Annotated in this window: 15 protein-coding genes and 1 pseudogene; 12 read left to right on the plus strand and 4 right to left on the minus strand. The window is 59.0% G+C overall.

Going from position 1 to position 14,052, the window contains the following annotated elements; translation table 11 throughout:
* Nucleotides 1–8: 8 nt before the first annotated feature.
* Together DR88_RS14225 and hpxU are read right to left on the minus strand one after the other, a co-directional pair.
* On the minus strand, nt 9–794 hold the full coding sequence (locus DR88_RS14225) for a transporter substrate-binding domain-containing protein (protein WP_004143665.1): 786 nt from the start codon (nt 792–794) through the stop codon (nt 9–11).
* Between the two features lie 214 nt (nt 795–1,008).
* Nucleotides 1,009–1,848: a MurR/RpiR family transcriptional regulator HpxU gene (gene hpxU, locus DR88_RS14220; protein WP_004176115.1), complete on the minus strand. Its 840-nt coding sequence runs from the start codon at nt 1,846–1,848 to the stop codon at nt 1,009–1,011.
* Between the two features lie 179 nt (nt 1,849–2,027).
* On the opposite strand from hpxU, the gene hpxW reads away from it, so the two are divergent.
* From hpxW to DR88_RS14195, 5 genes are all read left to right on the plus strand, one after another.
* A complete protein-coding gene (gene hpxW, locus DR88_RS14215; protein ID WP_004148422.1) occupies nt 2,028–3,614 on the plus strand; it encodes an oxamate amidohydrolase in 1,587 nt (528 codons plus the stop codon).
* 10 nt (nt 3,615–3,624) lie between these two features.
* Nucleotides 3,625–3,810: an oxalurate catabolism protein HpxX gene (hpxX, locus tag DR88_RS14210; RefSeq protein ID WP_004179955.1), complete on the plus strand. Its 186-nt coding sequence runs from the start codon at nt 3,625–3,627 to the stop codon at nt 3,808–3,810.
* Nucleotides 3,807–5,204 (plus strand): AtzE family amidohydrolase, encoded by a 1,398-nt coding sequence (locus tag DR88_RS14205; protein WP_004199945.1) that lies wholly within the window; start codon nt 3,807–3,809, stop codon nt 5,202–5,204. Before hpxX ends, DR88_RS14205 begins: the two co-directional genes overlap by 4 nt.
* A complete protein-coding gene (gene hpxZ, locus DR88_RS14200; protein WP_025862006.1) occupies nt 5,201–5,587 on the plus strand; it encodes an oxalurate catabolism protein HpxZ in 387 nt (128 codons plus the stop codon). Before DR88_RS14205 ends, hpxZ begins: the two co-directional genes overlap by 4 nt.
* Before the next feature lie 85 nt (nt 5,588–5,672).
* A complete protein-coding gene (locus DR88_RS14195; protein ID WP_004148426.1) occupies nt 5,673–6,095 on the plus strand; it encodes a GNAT family N-acetyltransferase in 423 nt (140 codons plus the stop codon).
* A 37-nt stretch (nt 6,096–6,132) separates the two neighbouring features.
* Here DR88_RS14195 and asd read toward each other — a convergent pair whose 3' ends face one another.
* A complete protein-coding gene (asd, locus tag DR88_RS14190; protein WP_032443886.1) occupies nt 6,133–7,251 on the minus strand; it encodes an aspartate-semialdehyde dehydrogenase in 1,119 nt (372 codons plus the stop codon).
* Nucleotides 7,252–7,452: 201 nt separating this feature from the next.
* Between asd and DR88_RS30695 the strand changes: the two genes are divergently transcribed.
* From DR88_RS30695 to fabF, 5 genes are read left to right on the plus strand one after another with little or no spacing between them, the layout of a single operon-like run.
* Nucleotides 7,453–7,575, plus strand: a complete 123-nt coding sequence (locus tag DR88_RS30695; RefSeq protein WP_032415987.1) for a hypothetical protein — start codon at nt 7,453–7,455, stop codon at nt 7,573–7,575.
* Nucleotides 7,572–8,129 (plus strand): winged helix-turn-helix transcriptional regulator, encoded by a 558-nt coding sequence (locus DR88_RS14185; protein WP_009307830.1) that lies wholly within the window; start codon nt 7,572–7,574, stop codon nt 8,127–8,129. The genes DR88_RS30695 and DR88_RS14185 overlap by 4 nt, the downstream gene beginning before the upstream one ends.
* Nucleotides 8,113–9,156, plus strand: coding sequence for an HlyD family secretion protein (locus DR88_RS14180; RefSeq protein WP_004179962.1), 1,044 nt, complete (start codon nt 8,113–8,115; stop codon nt 9,154–9,156). The genes DR88_RS14185 and DR88_RS14180 overlap by 17 nt, the downstream gene beginning before the upstream one ends.
* Complete coding sequence (locus DR88_RS14175; protein ID WP_004148430.1) at nt 9,153–10,715, plus strand: DHA2 family efflux MFS transporter permease subunit; 1,563 nt, start codon at nt 9,153–9,155, stop codon at nt 10,713–10,715. The genes DR88_RS14180 and DR88_RS14175 overlap by 4 nt, the downstream gene beginning before the upstream one ends.
* A gap of 19 nt (nt 10,716–10,734) precedes the next feature.
* Nucleotides 10,735–12,009, plus strand: a complete 1,275-nt coding sequence (fabF, locus tag DR88_RS14170) for a beta-ketoacyl-ACP synthase II (RefSeq protein ID WP_004148431.1) — start codon at nt 10,735–10,737, stop codon at nt 12,007–12,009.
* 3 nt (nt 12,010–12,012) lie between these two features.
* Here the strand turns inward: fabF and DR88_RS31465 are convergent.
* Nucleotides 12,013–12,180, minus strand: a pseudogene (locus tag DR88_RS31465) (DMT family transporter); the annotation flags it as partial.
* A 177-nt stretch (nt 12,181–12,357) separates the two neighbouring features.
* Here DR88_RS31465 and DR88_RS14165 point away from each other — a divergent pair.
* Together DR88_RS14165 and DR88_RS28105 are read left to right on the plus strand one after the other, a co-directional pair.
* Entirely contained in the window at nt 12,358–12,714 is a 357-nt protein-coding gene (locus DR88_RS14165) for an ASCH domain-containing protein (protein ID WP_073980551.1), read from the plus strand.
* 202 nt (nt 12,715–12,916) lie between these two features.
* Complete coding sequence (locus DR88_RS28105; protein WP_071531370.1) at nt 12,917–13,816, plus strand: hypothetical protein; 900 nt, start codon at nt 12,917–12,919, stop codon at nt 13,814–13,816.
* The last annotated feature ends 236 nt before the right edge of the window (nt 13,817–14,052 follow it).

Genomic DNA, 14,052 nt, shown 5'->3' on the forward strand with positions numbered 1-14,052 from the left:
CCCAGACCTTACGCGCCGAGGCTGGCAGGCAGTGGCGCTTTCAGCCACTTCTCAGACAGACCGTTGAGGGTGCCGTCCTTAATGCCCTGCTCAATGAGGGTATCCACTTTCGCCTTCAGCGCCGGTTCGTTCTTTTTCAGACCGATAAAGCACGGCGAGTCCTTCAGCATAAAGCTCGGGACCGGCGCTTTGTCGGCGTTCTGCCGGGAGATAGCCGCCACCACCAGGTTTCCGGTGGCGACATACTGCACCTGACCGGACAGGTAAGCCGACAGCGTAGTGTTATTGTCCTCGTAGCGCTTAATCTGCGCCGCCTGCGGCGCCACGCTGGTCAGCACCATATCTTCCACCGCCCCACGGGTCACGCCGATGCTTTTGCCGCTCAGCGCGGCCGCGTCCTTCAGCTCCGCCCCTTTCGGGCCAAACACCCCGAGGAAGAACGGGGCGTAGGCGCGGCTGAAGTCGATCACCTTCTCGCGCTCGGCGTTCTTGCCGAGGCTGGAGATCACCAGGTCTACCTTATCGGTCTGCAGATACGGCACGCGGTTGGCGCTGGTCACCGGGACCAGCTGCAGCTTGAGCTTCATCGATTTCGCCAGATAGCGCGCCATATCGATGTCATACCCCTGCGGCTGCAGGTCGGTACCCACCGAGCCGAACGGTGGAAAGTCCTGGGGTACGGCAATGCGGATGACGCCGCGTTTTTCAATATCCTGGAGCTGGTCAGCCTGCGCGGCAGAAACAGACGATAGGAGACAAGCGGCCCCGGCCAGCGCGATCAACAGTTTCTTCATGATGTTTACCCGTTACGTTAGCATGAAACAAAAGGTTCTTTGAATCTGTTTTTGCAACTAATGTGCCAGATACGGACGAGGCGAGGGTTGGCGAGGAATTAAAACAAAAAGTGAGAAAGGACAAGCGTTAACGGAAAAGTGTTCAGAGAGCGGCGGCGCCATCACGTGGTTTTTATTGCACCATAATAATGCACAGCACCACGCTGGCGCCCCATCAGCGTTGTTCCAGCTCGTCCAGCTGCTGGTAAAGCGTGGCGATATCGTGGATGCGCGGACGACCGCTGTCGAGCGTTTCATGGAGAAAGGCATTGGCCAGCAGATTAATCAGGCTGTTGACCGAGGCATAGCTATCGTAGGCGGAGACGCTGTCCAGCGGCGCGCAGAGCTGCCAGCGGGAGAGCGGAAACAGGCTGTGGGCCTGCGGCTCGCACATTAACAGGACCGGCACCCCGTCGCGCTGCAGCTGCTGCAGCAGCGGGCGTACTATTCGCGGCCGGCGGCGAAACGCCATCATTACCACCAGATCATCGGCGGTCAGATCGACCAGCTCTTCGCTGAGACTCTGACCCGGCTGGGGCAGCACCAGCACCTGGCCGCGGGCCTGCAGCAGCTGCTGGCGCAGATGCAGCGCCGCCGGATAGGCGTTGCGCATGCCAATCACCACAATGCGGCGGGCGGCCACCATCGCCGTCAGCGCCTCAGCGAACTGGCGGGCGTCGAGGGCGTTGACCCACTGGGTGAGGTTTGCCATCTCCTGCTTATAATGGCGCGCCAGCAGCGTGTTACCCTGCACCGCGTCGCGCTGGTCGGTGAGCGGCATCCCGCTCTGACGCAGAGTGCGCAGTTCATCGCGCATATCCTTATATTTGTCGTAACCGAGGCGCTTAAACAGCCGGCTGACGGTGGCTTTCGACACGCCGCTCAGCTGCGCCAGCTCGGCGCTGTTGTAGCTTATCAGGTCGTCAAAGTGGTCAAAGATGAAATCCGCCACCCGCTGCTCCTGCGGCGACAGCGAGGCGTATTGCCCTTTCAGTCGTTCATCGAGTTGTTGCATAGCGCCCCTGTAACTTTCGTTTCATCATCTATTCCTCATCATACTGTATCTGCTATGCCTTACACATAGCGTGCCAGTGGGAAAATTCTGGTCATCGTTTTTATCAATGAAACGAAACGTTCAGAGATGGAACAGCTTTTGCAGTGTTCTGCGGGTGATTCGTTCAGAAAGGATAATTTATGCACAGTAGCAACGTTTCGACCCACGGCATGGCGGTGGCCCCCCACCACCTCGCCAGTCAGAGCGCGCTGGCGATCCTGCGCGAGGGCGGCAGCGCCATTGAAGCGATGGTGGCTGCCGCGGCGGCCATCGCCGTCGTCTATCCCCATATGAATGGCCTCGGCGGCGATGGCTTCTGGCTGATCGTGCCGCCTGAGGGAGACCCAATCGCCATTGACGCCAGCGGGGCCGCCGGATCGCTGGCGACCCTCGAGGCCTACGCCGGACAGCGGCATATTCCCCACCGGGGACCGCAGGCCGCGCTGACCGTCGCCGGCACCGTCAGCGGCTGGGACGAGGCGCTGCGTATTTCACGGGACTTAACCGGCCGCGCGCTGCCGGTGGCCCGCCTGCTGGCCGATGCGATCGGCTATGCCGAAGACGGCATTCCGGTCACTGCCTCGCAGGCCCACGCCACCGCCAGCAAACTGGAAGAGCTGCGCCATCAGCCGGGCTTCAGCGAAACCTGGCTGGTAGCGGGCGAGGCCCCGCGGCCCGGCAGCCGCTTCCGCCAGCCCGCCCTCGCCGGTACCCTGCGCATGCTGGCCAGCGACGGTCTCGACAGTTTCTATCGCGGGCCGCTGGCCGAGCGTCTCGCGCAGGGTATGGCCGCGCTGGGGATGCCGATCACCCTCGGCGACCTGCAGGCCCACCGCGCCCGGCGTCCGGGGCCGTTGACGCTCCAGCACCAGCAGGGCACGCTGTGGAATCTTGCGCCGCCGACGCAGGGACTGGTGTCGCTGGCGATCCTTGGCATCACCGACCGCCTGAACATGGCCGATGCCGACGACGCGCAAACGGTGCACCGTATTGTCGAAGCCACCAAGCGGGCATTTGCCCTGCGCGATGCGCATATCACCGATCCACGCCATCTGGATGTGGATGTACAGGCTTTGCTCACCCCGGAAGCCCTGCAGCCGCTGGCCGACAGCATCGACAACGCCAGCGCTTCCCCCTGGGGCCGCGGCAAAGGCCCGGGCGATACCGTCTGGATGGGCGTCGTGGATGACAGCGGACTGGCAGTGTCATTTATTCAGAGTATCTATCACGAGTTCGGCAGCGGCGTGGTACTTCCGGACACCGGGATCGTCTGGCAAAACCGCGGGGCGGCCTTCAGCCTCGACCCGCAGCATCTCCTGGCGCTGGCCCCTGGCAAACAGCCATTCCACACCCTCAACCCTGCCGCCGCCCGCCTGAACGATGGCCGGGTGATGGTCTATGGCTCGATGGGCGGCGACGGTCAGCCGCAAACGCAGGCGGCGCTGTTTACCCGCTATATCCTGCAGGGGGTGCCGCTCCAGGAGAGCATCTCCCGTCCGCGCTGGCTGCTGGGCCGCACCTGGGGCCAGTCCTCCGACTCACTGAAGCTGGAGGGACGCTTTGCCCCCGCCTGTATCGCGCGCCTGCGCGAGCTGGGGCACGAAGTGGAAGTGCTGGCTGATTTCAGCGAAGCGATGGGCCACGCCGGGGCCATTGTCCGCCATCCCAACGGCCTGCTTGAAGGGGCGACCGATCCACGCAGCAACGGCGCCGCCGCCGGATACTAAGGAGCAGACTATGACCACACAGCCAGACTGGAGCGAGTATCTGACGCAGATGACTCACCTGTTGGATATGGAGCTGGATGCGCCGCGCCGTGAGGAGCTGGAGCGCCAGTTTGCCCGCATCGCCGCCATGGCGCAGCCGCTGATGGACTATCCCCTCGGGCCGCGCGAGGAGATTGCGGGGGTGTATAAAGCATGACTCTTCAACACTTTACCATTGCCGATCTCCAGCGTGCGCTGCACGATGGCGAACTGAGCGCCCGGGAGATCGCCCGCCAGACGCTGGACGATATCGCCCGCGTGAATCCGCAGATCAACGCCTGGACCGAGGTCACCGCCCAGCGCATGCTGGCGGAGGCCGACAGCATCGACGCCCTGCGCCGGGAAAAGCGCCCCTTGCCGCCGCTGGCAGGGATTCCTTACGCAGTGAAAAATCTGTTTGATGTCGCCGGGCATACCACCCTCGCCGGCGCCGAACTGCTGAGCGACCGGCCGCCGGCAGCCAGCGACAGCTGGGCGGTGCGCCAGCTGCACAGCGCCGGCGCCCTGCTCAGCGGGATGCTCAATATGGACGCCTACGCCTACGGCTTTACCACCGAAAACAGCTACTATGGCGCGACGCGCAACCCGCACGATCTGTCGCGGATCGCCGGCGGTTCTTCCGGCGGTTCGGCCGCGGCGGTGGCGGCCGGGCTGGTTCATTTCAGCCTCGGCAGCGACACCAACGGCTCGATCCGTGTCCCCGCGTCGCTGTGCGGGATCTTTGGCCTGAAACCCACTTTCGGGCGCCTGTCGCGCTCTGGCAGCCATCCGTTTGTCGCCAGTCTGGATCATATTGGTCCTTTTGCCCGCCGGGTAGCCGACCTCGCCGCGGTGTATGACGCCCTGCAGGGGCGCGACCCGGCCGATGACTTTCAGGCTGATAAAGCCAGCGAGCGCACCGGCAATCTGCTGGAACGCGGACTGGAGGGGCTGCGCTGCGCGCGGCTGGGCGGCTATTTCACCACCTGGTGCGATGACGACGCCCGGGCGGCCGTGGATCGGGTCGCCCACGCGCTGGGCGCCGACAGCGAGCTGCAGTTCGCGGATGCCGCGCTGGCCCGCTCGGCGGCCTTTATCATCAGCGCCAGCGAAGGCGGCAATCAGTACCTGACGGATCTTCGCCACTCGCCCGAGCGCTTTGAACCTCACTCCCGCGAGCGGCTGCTGGCCGGCGCGATGATCCCCTCCGCGTGGTATCTGCAGGCTCAGCGTTTTCGCCGTCATGCCCGTCAGGCAATGAAATCCCTGTTCAGCCAGGCCGACGTGCTGATCGCCCCGGCCACCCCATGCAGCGCCACGCCAATAGGCGCGGAGGAGATGGTGATTAACGGCCAGCCGCTGCCGGTGCGCGCCAGCATGGGAATGCTGACGCAGCCGATCTCCTTCCTCGGGCTGCCGGTGGTGACCGTGCCCCTGCGTACCGCCAGCGGTAAGCCGATTGGCCTGCAGCTGATTGCCGCGCCGTTTAACGAACAAGCCTGTCTTCGCGCCGCGCGGGCGCTGGAAGCGATGGGCATTACCGATGCCCGAGTGGCGGAGAGTGCAGCATGATCAATCTGGATAATGTAGACCGCCCGGCGATCCTCGCCGAGGTGACGGCGGCGTTTTATCAGTATGAAGAGGCGCTGGTGAGCAATAACATCGAGGCGCTGGATGCGCTGTTCTGGCACAACCCGCGCACCGTACGGCTGGGAGCCGGCGAAAATCTGTATGGCATCGAGGCGATCCGCGCCTTTCGCGCCGCCCGCCCCGCCGCCGGTCTGGCCCGCGATCTGCGCCATACCACCATTACCACCTTTGGCGCGGATATGGCGGTGTGCAGCACCGAGTTCACCCGCGAGGGCAGCGCCCGCCTGGGCCGCCAGCAGCAGACCTGGGTACGCTTCCCCTACGGCTGGCGGATTGTCGCCGCCCAGGTCAGTCTGATGGACTGAGTGGAGTATACGGGAGCGGACCGGAGACTAAGGTATCCACCGGCCCGCTTCCGGTCCGGTAACATGCTATTTGGAGTCGAAGATCATGGTGTTCATCAGAGCTGCTGAAGCAAAAGATATCCCCTCGCTGCAAACGCTATTTCTGCAGCTAGGCTATCAGACGGAGACGGCGATCTTAGCGCAACGCATCACTGCCCCGCAGATCATGATGAGTGCGCTGGTGGCGGAAACAGAAAACGCCGTGTGTGGCGTAATCGTTATCAATTTTATTTTACCGGTACATGAGAACCGTTTATGGGCATTAATTTCCGCGCTGGTCATCGAGGAATCGTCACGTGGATCAGGGATAGGCCAGCAGCTTCTCCAGGCCGCAGAGCGCCTCGCCCGTGATAAACAATGCGCTCAGATCGAGCTTTCAAGTAGTGAAAAAAGAATCAGAGCGCATCAATTTTATGAAAATAACGGCTACAAGGAGGTTCGCAAACGCTTCGTTAAACATTTGTCTTAACCGCCTGCGCGCGAGGGCTTTCCCCGGATGACCGTAACTATATTTTGCCCAGCAGGATATTTAACATGCGGCGCAGGGGTTCCGCCGCCCCCCACAATAGCTGATCGCCAACCGTTAACACCGAGTAGACTGGGTCATTATTTAGCGACATTTTCTTGTAGCGGCCAATACCTACCTGCAGCGAACCACTAATAGCAGCCGGGGTCAATTTACTGACACTCTCTTGCTTATTATTGCGGACATAGTTTACCCACGGATGGGAATGGGTGACTAACTCAGCAAATTCTGCTTCGCTGACCTCACGTTTAAGTTTCAGCGTAATCGCCGCGCTGTGACAGCGGATCACCCCGACCCGAATGCATAAACCATTGACCGGGATGGTACCCGGCGCAAGGCCAAGAATTTTATTAGTTTCCGCCTCGCCCTTCCATTCTTCGCGGCTGTTTCCATCGCCCAGATCGCTGTCGATCCACGGAATGATGCTGCCCATGAGGGGGACGCCAAAATTCTCCACCGGCATGCCCGCGCTGTTAATCAGCTCACTCACTTCATTTACCAATGGCAGCACGGAACCTGATGATGTCAGTTCATCCGCAGATAAATGCTGACTGATATAAGCGCTTTGTGCGATTAATTCCCGCACCTGTTTGGCGCCCGCCCCGGAGGCAGACTGATAGGTCATCACGCTCATCCATTCGATAAGATCCGCTTTTATCAGCCCGGCCAACCCCATCAGGCTCAGCGTAATGGAGCAGTTGCCGCCGACAAACAGTTTAATTCCCGCTTTTACCGCACGATCGATATTTTCGCGGTTGACGGGGTCGAGAATAATGCAGGCTCTTTCATCCATCCGCAGCGCCGAAGCGGCGTCAATCCAGTAACCTTGCCAGCCATGGTTAATTAACGCCGGATAGATGGCTTTGGTATAATCCCCGCCCTGACAGGTGATGATGATATCCATTTCGGCGAGTGCGCTAAGGGAATTCGCATCTTTCAGCCTGTCGCTTCTACCATTAATAACCGGGCCCGGGGCACCCGCACTGGAGGTACTAAAAAAATGCGCTGTAATATCGTCGAAATCATTTTCTTCGATCATGCGTTGCAACAATACTGAGCCCACCATCCCTCGCCAACCAACAATACCCACCTGCTTCATTTATTTAACCTTTATAAGTTATGAGAATGTTAATTTGAGTGTCGCCATACCTTATATCGTATCCCCCAATAAAGGTCATTACCCAGCACATCGATTTTTATCATTATTAAAATGTTTCATCTGCCATCAGCGATATTTATCTCTTATTACGGTCAAGCAGATATAAGGCGGCGGCGACTGTCCAGTTTTCGGCATTCAAAGGTGAAACGGCGTAGCGAAACGGCAGCAGCTTCTTCTCCGGGTACCATGAAGAGTAACTTGCATTTTGATAGTTACTATGTCAATTTGCTGGCAAAAGCCACCTGGTTACTGGACAGCCCATGAAAAATGAACCGCTTTGCCACGCTCCCTGCCCCATCGCCCGCAGCCTGGGCCGCATCGGCGACAGCTGGAGCATCATGATCCTGCGCGATGCCTTCGCGGGCTTTACCCGCTTTGACGAGTTCCAGAAAAGCAGCAACGTCGCGCCCAATATTCTGTCGCGCCGCCTGAAGGAACTGGTCGATGACGGACTGCTGGAGAAGGTGTGCTACAGCAGCACCCCGCCGCGCTACGAATACCACCTCACGCCGCGCGGCCGCGATTTCCGCATGGTGCTGCTGGCGCTGGCGGAATGGGGTAACCGCCACTTCGCCCCCGAAGGCCGTCAGATGCAGCTGGTGGAAACCGCCACCCAGCGACGGGTTGAGCCAGTCATGGTGGATAAAGCGACCGGGGAAGAGATTATTCCGGGTAAATACGCCATGGTGCCGGGCCCCGCCGCCTCGCCGCTGATGAAATATCGTCATGAATATCTGCTGCGCAAACGCGAAGGCGATAGCGGGCAAAAATTCCAGCCTGAACCTTACAGAGATGCCAGCAATGAATCCGACCAGTAAGAAAAATATTCTTGTCCTGGCGGCCCTGGGGGCTGCCGCCCTGGCGGCAGCGAGCTACGGCGCTTACTGGTGGCATACCGGGCGCTTTATGCAGACCACCGATGATGCCTATGTCGGCGGCGACATTAGCGCCATCTCCAGCAAAGTCTCCGGCTATATCCAGCAGCTGGCGGTGCAGGACAATATGGCGGTGAAAAAAGGTGACCTGTTGATCCGCATTGACGACCGCGATTATCGCGCCGCCCTCGCGAAAGCCGCCGGAGAAGTGGCGGCGCAGCAGGCCGCGCTGGCCGATATCCAGGCTACCCGCCAGCTTCAGCAGGCGACCATTGCCGGCTCTGCGGCCTCGTTACTGGCCGCCACGGCGGCAACCGAAAAACTGGCTAACGACAACCGACGCTATAACGCCCTGGCCGCGTCGAGCGCGATTTCCGCACAGATCCGCGATAACGCCTCCGCCGATTATCGCCGGGCGCACGCCGAGCAGGAGAAGGCCAAAGCGGATAAAACCGTGGCCGAACGTCAGCTGGCGGTGCTGGATGCTCGCCAGCAGCAAATCCTGGCTGCCCTGGCGCAGGCCCAGGCTAACCTCGAGATGGCCAGGCTGAACCTCAGCTATACCGACATTCGCGCGCCGTTCGATGGGGTGATTGGCAACCGCCGCGCGTGGTCCGGCTCCTTCGTCAGCAGCGGTACGCAGCTGCTCTCCCTGGTACCCGCGCACGGCCTGTGGATTGACGCTAACTTCAAGGAAAACCAGCTGGCGCATATGCGTGCCGGCCAGCCGGTGACCATCGTCGCCGATGTGCTGCCGAACCATACCTTTAAGGGGCATGTCGCCAGCCTGGCGCCGGCGACCGGCTCACGCTTCAGCATTCTGCCGGCGGAGAACGCGACCGGGAATTTCACTAAAATCGTGCAGCGGGTGCCGGTCCGCATTGCGCTGGAAGGTGACGGGGCAAAGCTTGACGTCCTGCGCCCGGGACTGTCGGTGATCGTCACCGTGAACGAAAAGAGCCCTCGATGAGCACCGTTCAGGCGCTGTCCGCCCCGCAGGGTCTGTCGATGCCGACGGCGAAGAAGATCTTCGCCTTCGCCAGCATGTGCGTGGGGATGTTTATTGCCCTTATCGACATCCAGATCGTCTCCGCCTCGCTGCGGGATATTGGCGGCGGCCTGTCGGCGGGCGACGATGAAACCGTCTGGGTACAAACCAGCTACCTGATCGCCGAGATCATTATTATCCCGCTTTCCGGCTGGCTGGCCCGGGTCATGTCGACCCGCTGGCTGTTTGCCGCTTCCGCGGCGGGCTTCACGCTGATGAGCCTGCTGTGCGGCTGGGCGTGGAACATCCAGAGTATGATCGCCTTCCGCGCCCTGCAGGGACTGGCGGGCGGGTCGATGATCCCCCTGGTGTTCACCACCGCTTTCGCCTTTTTTCAGGGCAAACAGCGGGTCATCGCCGCGGCGACGATCGGCGGCCTGGCCTCCCTCGCCCCTACGCTGGGTCCAACGGTGGGCGGCTGGATCACCGAAAACTACAACTGGCACTGGCTGTTCTTTATCAACGTTGTTCCGGGGATTTACATCGCGGTGGCAGTGCCGCTGCTGGTAAAAATAGACAGCGCCGACCCCACTCTGCTGCGCGGCGCCGACTATCTCAGTATTCTGCTGCTGGCCTTGTCCCTCGGCTGCCTGGAATATACCCTCGAAGAAGGTCCGCGCTGGGGCTGGTTTGATGACGCGACCCTGACGACCACCGCCTGGGTCGCCCTGCTCTGCGGCGTGGCCTTTGTTATCCGCACCCTGCGCCATCCGCAGCCGGTGATGGATCTCCGCGCCCTGCAGGATCGAACCTTCAGCCTCGGCTGCTATTTCTCGTTTATGGCCGGCGTCGGCATCTTCGCCACCATCTATTTAACCCCGCTGTATCTGGGGAGCGTGCGCGGTTTCAGTGCGCTGGAGAACGGCCTGGCGGTATTTTCCACCGGTTTGTTCCAGGTCATGTCTATTCCGTTTTATTCGTGGCTCGCCAACCGCGTCGATCTGCGCTGGCTGCTGATGGCCGGGCTGATCGGCTTTGCGGTGTCAATGTACAGCTTTGTTCCGATCACTCACGACTGGGGGGCGGACCAGTTGCTGCTCCCGCAGGCCTTTCGCGGACTGGCGCAGCAGTTTGCCGTCGCGCCAACGGTGACCCTGACGCTGGGCAGCCTGCCGCCCACGCGCCTGAAGCTGGCCTCCGGGCTGTTTAATCTGATGCGCAACCTCGGGGGCGCCATCGGCATCGCCCTGTGCGGCACGGTGCTTAACGACAGAACCAATCTGCACTATAGCCGCCTGGCGGACCATCTGAATAACGCCAACCTGGCAATGAGCGATTTTGTTCAGCGCAGCGCGGCAAACTTCACCGTCCAGGGGATCTCGCCGGATGCCGCGCAGACGGCGGCGCTGAAAAATCTTTCCGCGCTGGCGCTACGGGAGGCGCGAACCCAGGCATTTTCCGATGCTTTCTACCTCATCATGATGGGTTTTTTAATTGCCGCGCTGCTGGTTCCCTTGATGAAAAAGCCGCCGGCACACTGATACTACAGGAGAGTTAACTATGGGCGTTTCCGTTAAACGCATTGTCGTCACCGGGATGGGGATTGTCAGCCCGCTGGGCTGCGGCGTACAGCACGTCTGGCAGTCGCTGCTGGCAGGAAAGTCAGGGATCACCCGACTCAGCGAGCAGCTGGTCGCGGATATTCCCTGCAAAGTGGCCGGCCAGGTGCCGTCCATTGACAGCGATCCGCTGCACGGCTTCGACCCGCTGGCGACCATCCCGGCGAAAGAGCGCAAAAAGATGGATCGCTTTATTGAGTTTGCGCTGGTCGCCGCCCGCGAAGCGCTGGCCCAGGCCGGTTGGTCGCCAGCATCCGAGGCCGAACAGGAACGCACTGCCACGGTGATCGCCACCGGGATCGGCGGGTTCAGCGAGATCGCCAATGCGGTACATACCACTGATGAACGCGGGCCGCGTCGTCTCTCGCCGTTCACTATCCCCTCTTTTCTGGCCAACCTGGCCGCCGGGCATGTGTCTATCGCCCACGGCTTCCGGGGGCCCATCGGCGCGCCGGTCACCGCCTGCGCAGCGGGTGCCCAGGCCATCGGCGATGCAGCGCGGATGATCCACAGCGGCGAGGCGGATATTGCCCTCTGCGGCGGCGCGGAAGCGGCAATTCATCGCGTTAGCCTGGCCGGGTTTGCCGCGGCAAGGGCGCTGTCCAGCGCCTACAGCGACCACCCGGAAAGCGCTTCCCGCCCCTTTGACCGTGACCGCGATGGTTTTGTGATGGGAGAAGGCGCCGGGCTTATCGTGATCGAATCTCTGGAGCACGCGCTGGCGCGCGGGGCCACGCCGCTGGCCGAGCTGGTGGGCTACGGCACCAGCGCAGATGCTTATCACCTGACCGCAGGCCCGGAAGACGGGAACGGCGCACGTCGGGCCATGGAGATCGCTATTCGCCAGGCCGGGGTGACCGTCGAAGAGATTGATCATATCAACGCCCACGCCACCTCGACGCAGGTCGGTGATAAAGGTGAACTGGCGGCGATTAAAACGCTGTTTGGCGTCCATCCGGTCGCTATTACCTCGACGAAATCCGCCACCGGCCATCTGTTAGGCGCGGCCGGCGGGATCGAGGCCATCTTCACCATTCAGGCGCTGCGTGACCAGGTGGTGCCGCCGACGCTGAACCTGCATCACCCCGATGAAGAGGCGGCAGGTCTCAATCTGGTGGCGCTGCAGGCCCGCCCACAGAAGATGCGTTACGCGCTGTCGAACGGTTTTGGCTTTGGCGGCGTTAACGCCAGCCTGCTGCTGAAACGCTGGCAATAATCGTCAGCTCCCCCGCGGTACTGGCCGACGGGGGATTTCCACCGTTGCGGCTTTTGCCCTGCTGCTGGAGTAAATCAAGTACAGCGCAATACCCAGGGAGACAATGGCGCCGATTCGGCTCATCGAGAATGGAATCGACGCATTGTCCAGCCAGCCGAAGTTATCGATCAAGGTCAGTTTTGAGCGAAGAACGGACCACACTATCTAAAGAATGATATCGCCTATTATGTTGGGACCGCTCATGTTAAAAAAGGGATAGCTTTTCTTTTCATTGACGATAACGAAGGAATTTTCATGGTTGAGGTTGAGGAAATAAAAAAGAAATATCCCGGCGCAGATGCCTGGCAAATGGGTGACAGTCCGGAACTGGCTAACGAGCTTGCTGACCTGATCAAAAAAGGGATCAAAACGGCCTCTTGCGGATCTTTTGCCTCTTACCAGCAGGAAGAATCCGCCCCGAGAATCGGGAGTTATAACATTATTCTTGATGGTCAGAATGTTCCAGTTTGCGTGATCAGACTGATTTCGATGCAGCTGGTTCGTTTTTGTGATGTCACTGAAGCGTTCGCCCGCAAAGAAGGTGAAGGCGATTTAAGCCTTGAATACTGGAAGAGAGAGCATCAGAGATTTTTCAGCTCCGAAGGTCATTTTTCTGAAGATATGGAGTTGATCGCAGAAGAATTTGAAGTGGTTGAGGTGCTGTAAGGCAAGGTCAACGTGCTGACATTTTATCACTGGCCACTCATAACACTGTTCGCTTCTGGCGCGGAGCGGACAAGCTATCGAGCTAAAGGTCCGCATTGAGCAAGGAGCTGACGTGCCAGCTATAATTGGTAATAAAGTGAGAGTAGAACTATTCTGATTTGTTTAAAAAAACATTTTTACATCCAAGGGCAAAATATTTTTTATGCTATCTTACATGCTCTCTCAATATGCCAGGCTACCTGTGCCTGAAGTTACTCTACGTTCATGGTTAAAACAATGGTTGTCAGAGCAGGAATCGAGGTGTACAGACAGAAGTTTCTCGGCGCGATTTCCCTGGAGAGAAACTGGATTATGTCAGGAATATTTTTTACAACGAAAACTCAAAATTGATGGAAAGCAATTTCTTACTGGCCCCCGTTATCAGGGCGGAAATATTAACAAACCTTTTATTGATATTGTAGGTATGGATTCTGACCTAAATCATACTGCATTAGAACTCATTAGTAAGGAATGGTCACAACTCAGAGCTCAGTATGTCCGCATTCTTGTGCCAGGCCAGTCCTTCCCGCAGGGTATTCCCGACCAGTATATATTTGCCACGTCTTTTTCTGAACCCCCTGAATTCAATGATAAATCTCTTACTTTGCATGTGGCGACATACGAAGATTTTGACTGGTGTTGTCAGGCTCTGGGTGATGCCTATAAGCATACATGGCAGACAGTTCGCGAACTGTCAGCAAGCAATTTGGTAGCAGTTGATGACGAAGAGTTGTGTGACCATATTTCTGAGAGAGAAGTATATATTATCTATGAAAACGATGTTCGCGCCGGGTTGCTAATATGCCAGAAAGGAAACCTCGCTTTTCTGAGAGGATATCGTATTACTGACAAAGTAATACTTCCTGCTTTTCGTGGTCGATCATTGTCGGCCCGAGCGCAACGCCTGCTGTACCGATTATTAACTCATTCCGATTCGGAACTATCCATGTATATGGGCACAATTATTCCGGAGAATATCCCCTCGATGAAAACTGCAGAAAGAGCGGGACGAACTTGCATCCTAAGTTATCAATTTCTACCTATCTGCAGAACCCACGATTAACATCAACGCTAATTTATCATCAGCCTACTTCCGCTTTTGGCACACAGGGACGTGCAGGGCCCGGGAGTACTCCCCTGGACGCATTAATGGGCAGGATGTGATTGTTGCGCAGGCTATCATATGGCCTGAGGTACAGCAGAATCAGGCTTCGTAGCAATGAGGGGCTCACAGCGTCCGGAATCCACCCGGTGCCGTAAATCACCGCAAGGTCTGTCATAAGGTAATTTCATCACACA

It is taken from the genome of Klebsiella pneumoniae, from assembly GCF_000742135.1.
Taxonomy (GTDB): Bacteria; Pseudomonadota; Gammaproteobacteria; order Enterobacterales; family Enterobacteriaceae; genus Klebsiella; species Klebsiella pneumoniae.

What these genes read in the sequence shown, in the direction of transcription:
- DR88_RS14225 (WP_004143665.1), bottom strand. Translation starts at nt 794, where the DNA reads ATGAAGAAACTGTTGATCGCGCTGGCCGGGGCCGCTTGTCTCCTATCG.
- hpxU (WP_004176115.1), bottom strand. Translation starts at nt 1,848, where the DNA reads ATGCAACAACTCGATGAACGACTGAAAGGGCAATACGCCTCGCTGTCG.
- hpxW (WP_004148422.1), top strand. Translation starts at nt 2,028, where the DNA reads ATGCACAGTAGCAACGTTTCGACCCACGGCATGGCGGTGGCCCCCCAC.
- hpxX (WP_004179955.1), top strand. Translation starts at nt 3,625, where the DNA reads ATGACCACACAGCCAGACTGGAGCGAGTATCTGACGCAGATGACTCAC.
- DR88_RS14205 (WP_004199945.1), top strand. Translation starts at nt 3,807, where the DNA reads ATGACTCTTCAACACTTTACCATTGCCGATCTCCAGCGTGCGCTGCAC.
- hpxZ (WP_025862006.1), top strand. Translation starts at nt 5,201, where the DNA reads ATGATCAATCTGGATAATGTAGACCGCCCGGCGATCCTCGCCGAGGTG.
- DR88_RS14195 (WP_004148426.1), top strand. Translation starts at nt 5,673, where the DNA reads ATGGTGTTCATCAGAGCTGCTGAAGCAAAAGATATCCCCTCGCTGCAA.
- asd (WP_032443886.1), bottom strand. Translation starts at nt 7,251, where the DNA reads ATGAAGCAGGTGGGTATTGTTGGTTGGCGAGGGATGGTGGGCTCAGTA.
- DR88_RS14185 (WP_009307830.1), top strand. Translation starts at nt 7,572, where the DNA reads ATGAAAAATGAACCGCTTTGCCACGCTCCCTGCCCCATCGCCCGCAGC.
- DR88_RS14180 (WP_004179962.1), top strand. Translation starts at nt 8,113, where the DNA reads ATGAATCCGACCAGTAAGAAAAATATTCTTGTCCTGGCGGCCCTGGGG.
- DR88_RS14175 (WP_004148430.1), top strand. Translation starts at nt 9,153, where the DNA reads ATGAGCACCGTTCAGGCGCTGTCCGCCCCGCAGGGTCTGTCGATGCCG.
- fabF (WP_004148431.1), top strand. Translation starts at nt 10,735, where the DNA reads ATGGGCGTTTCCGTTAAACGCATTGTCGTCACCGGGATGGGGATTGTC.
- DR88_RS14165 (WP_073980551.1), top strand. Translation starts at nt 12,358, where the DNA reads ATGGGTGACAGTCCGGAACTGGCTAACGAGCTTGCTGACCTGATCAAA.
- DR88_RS28105 (WP_071531370.1), top strand. Translation starts at nt 12,917, where the DNA reads ATGCTATCTTACATGCTCTCTCAATATGCCAGGCTACCTGTGCCTGAA.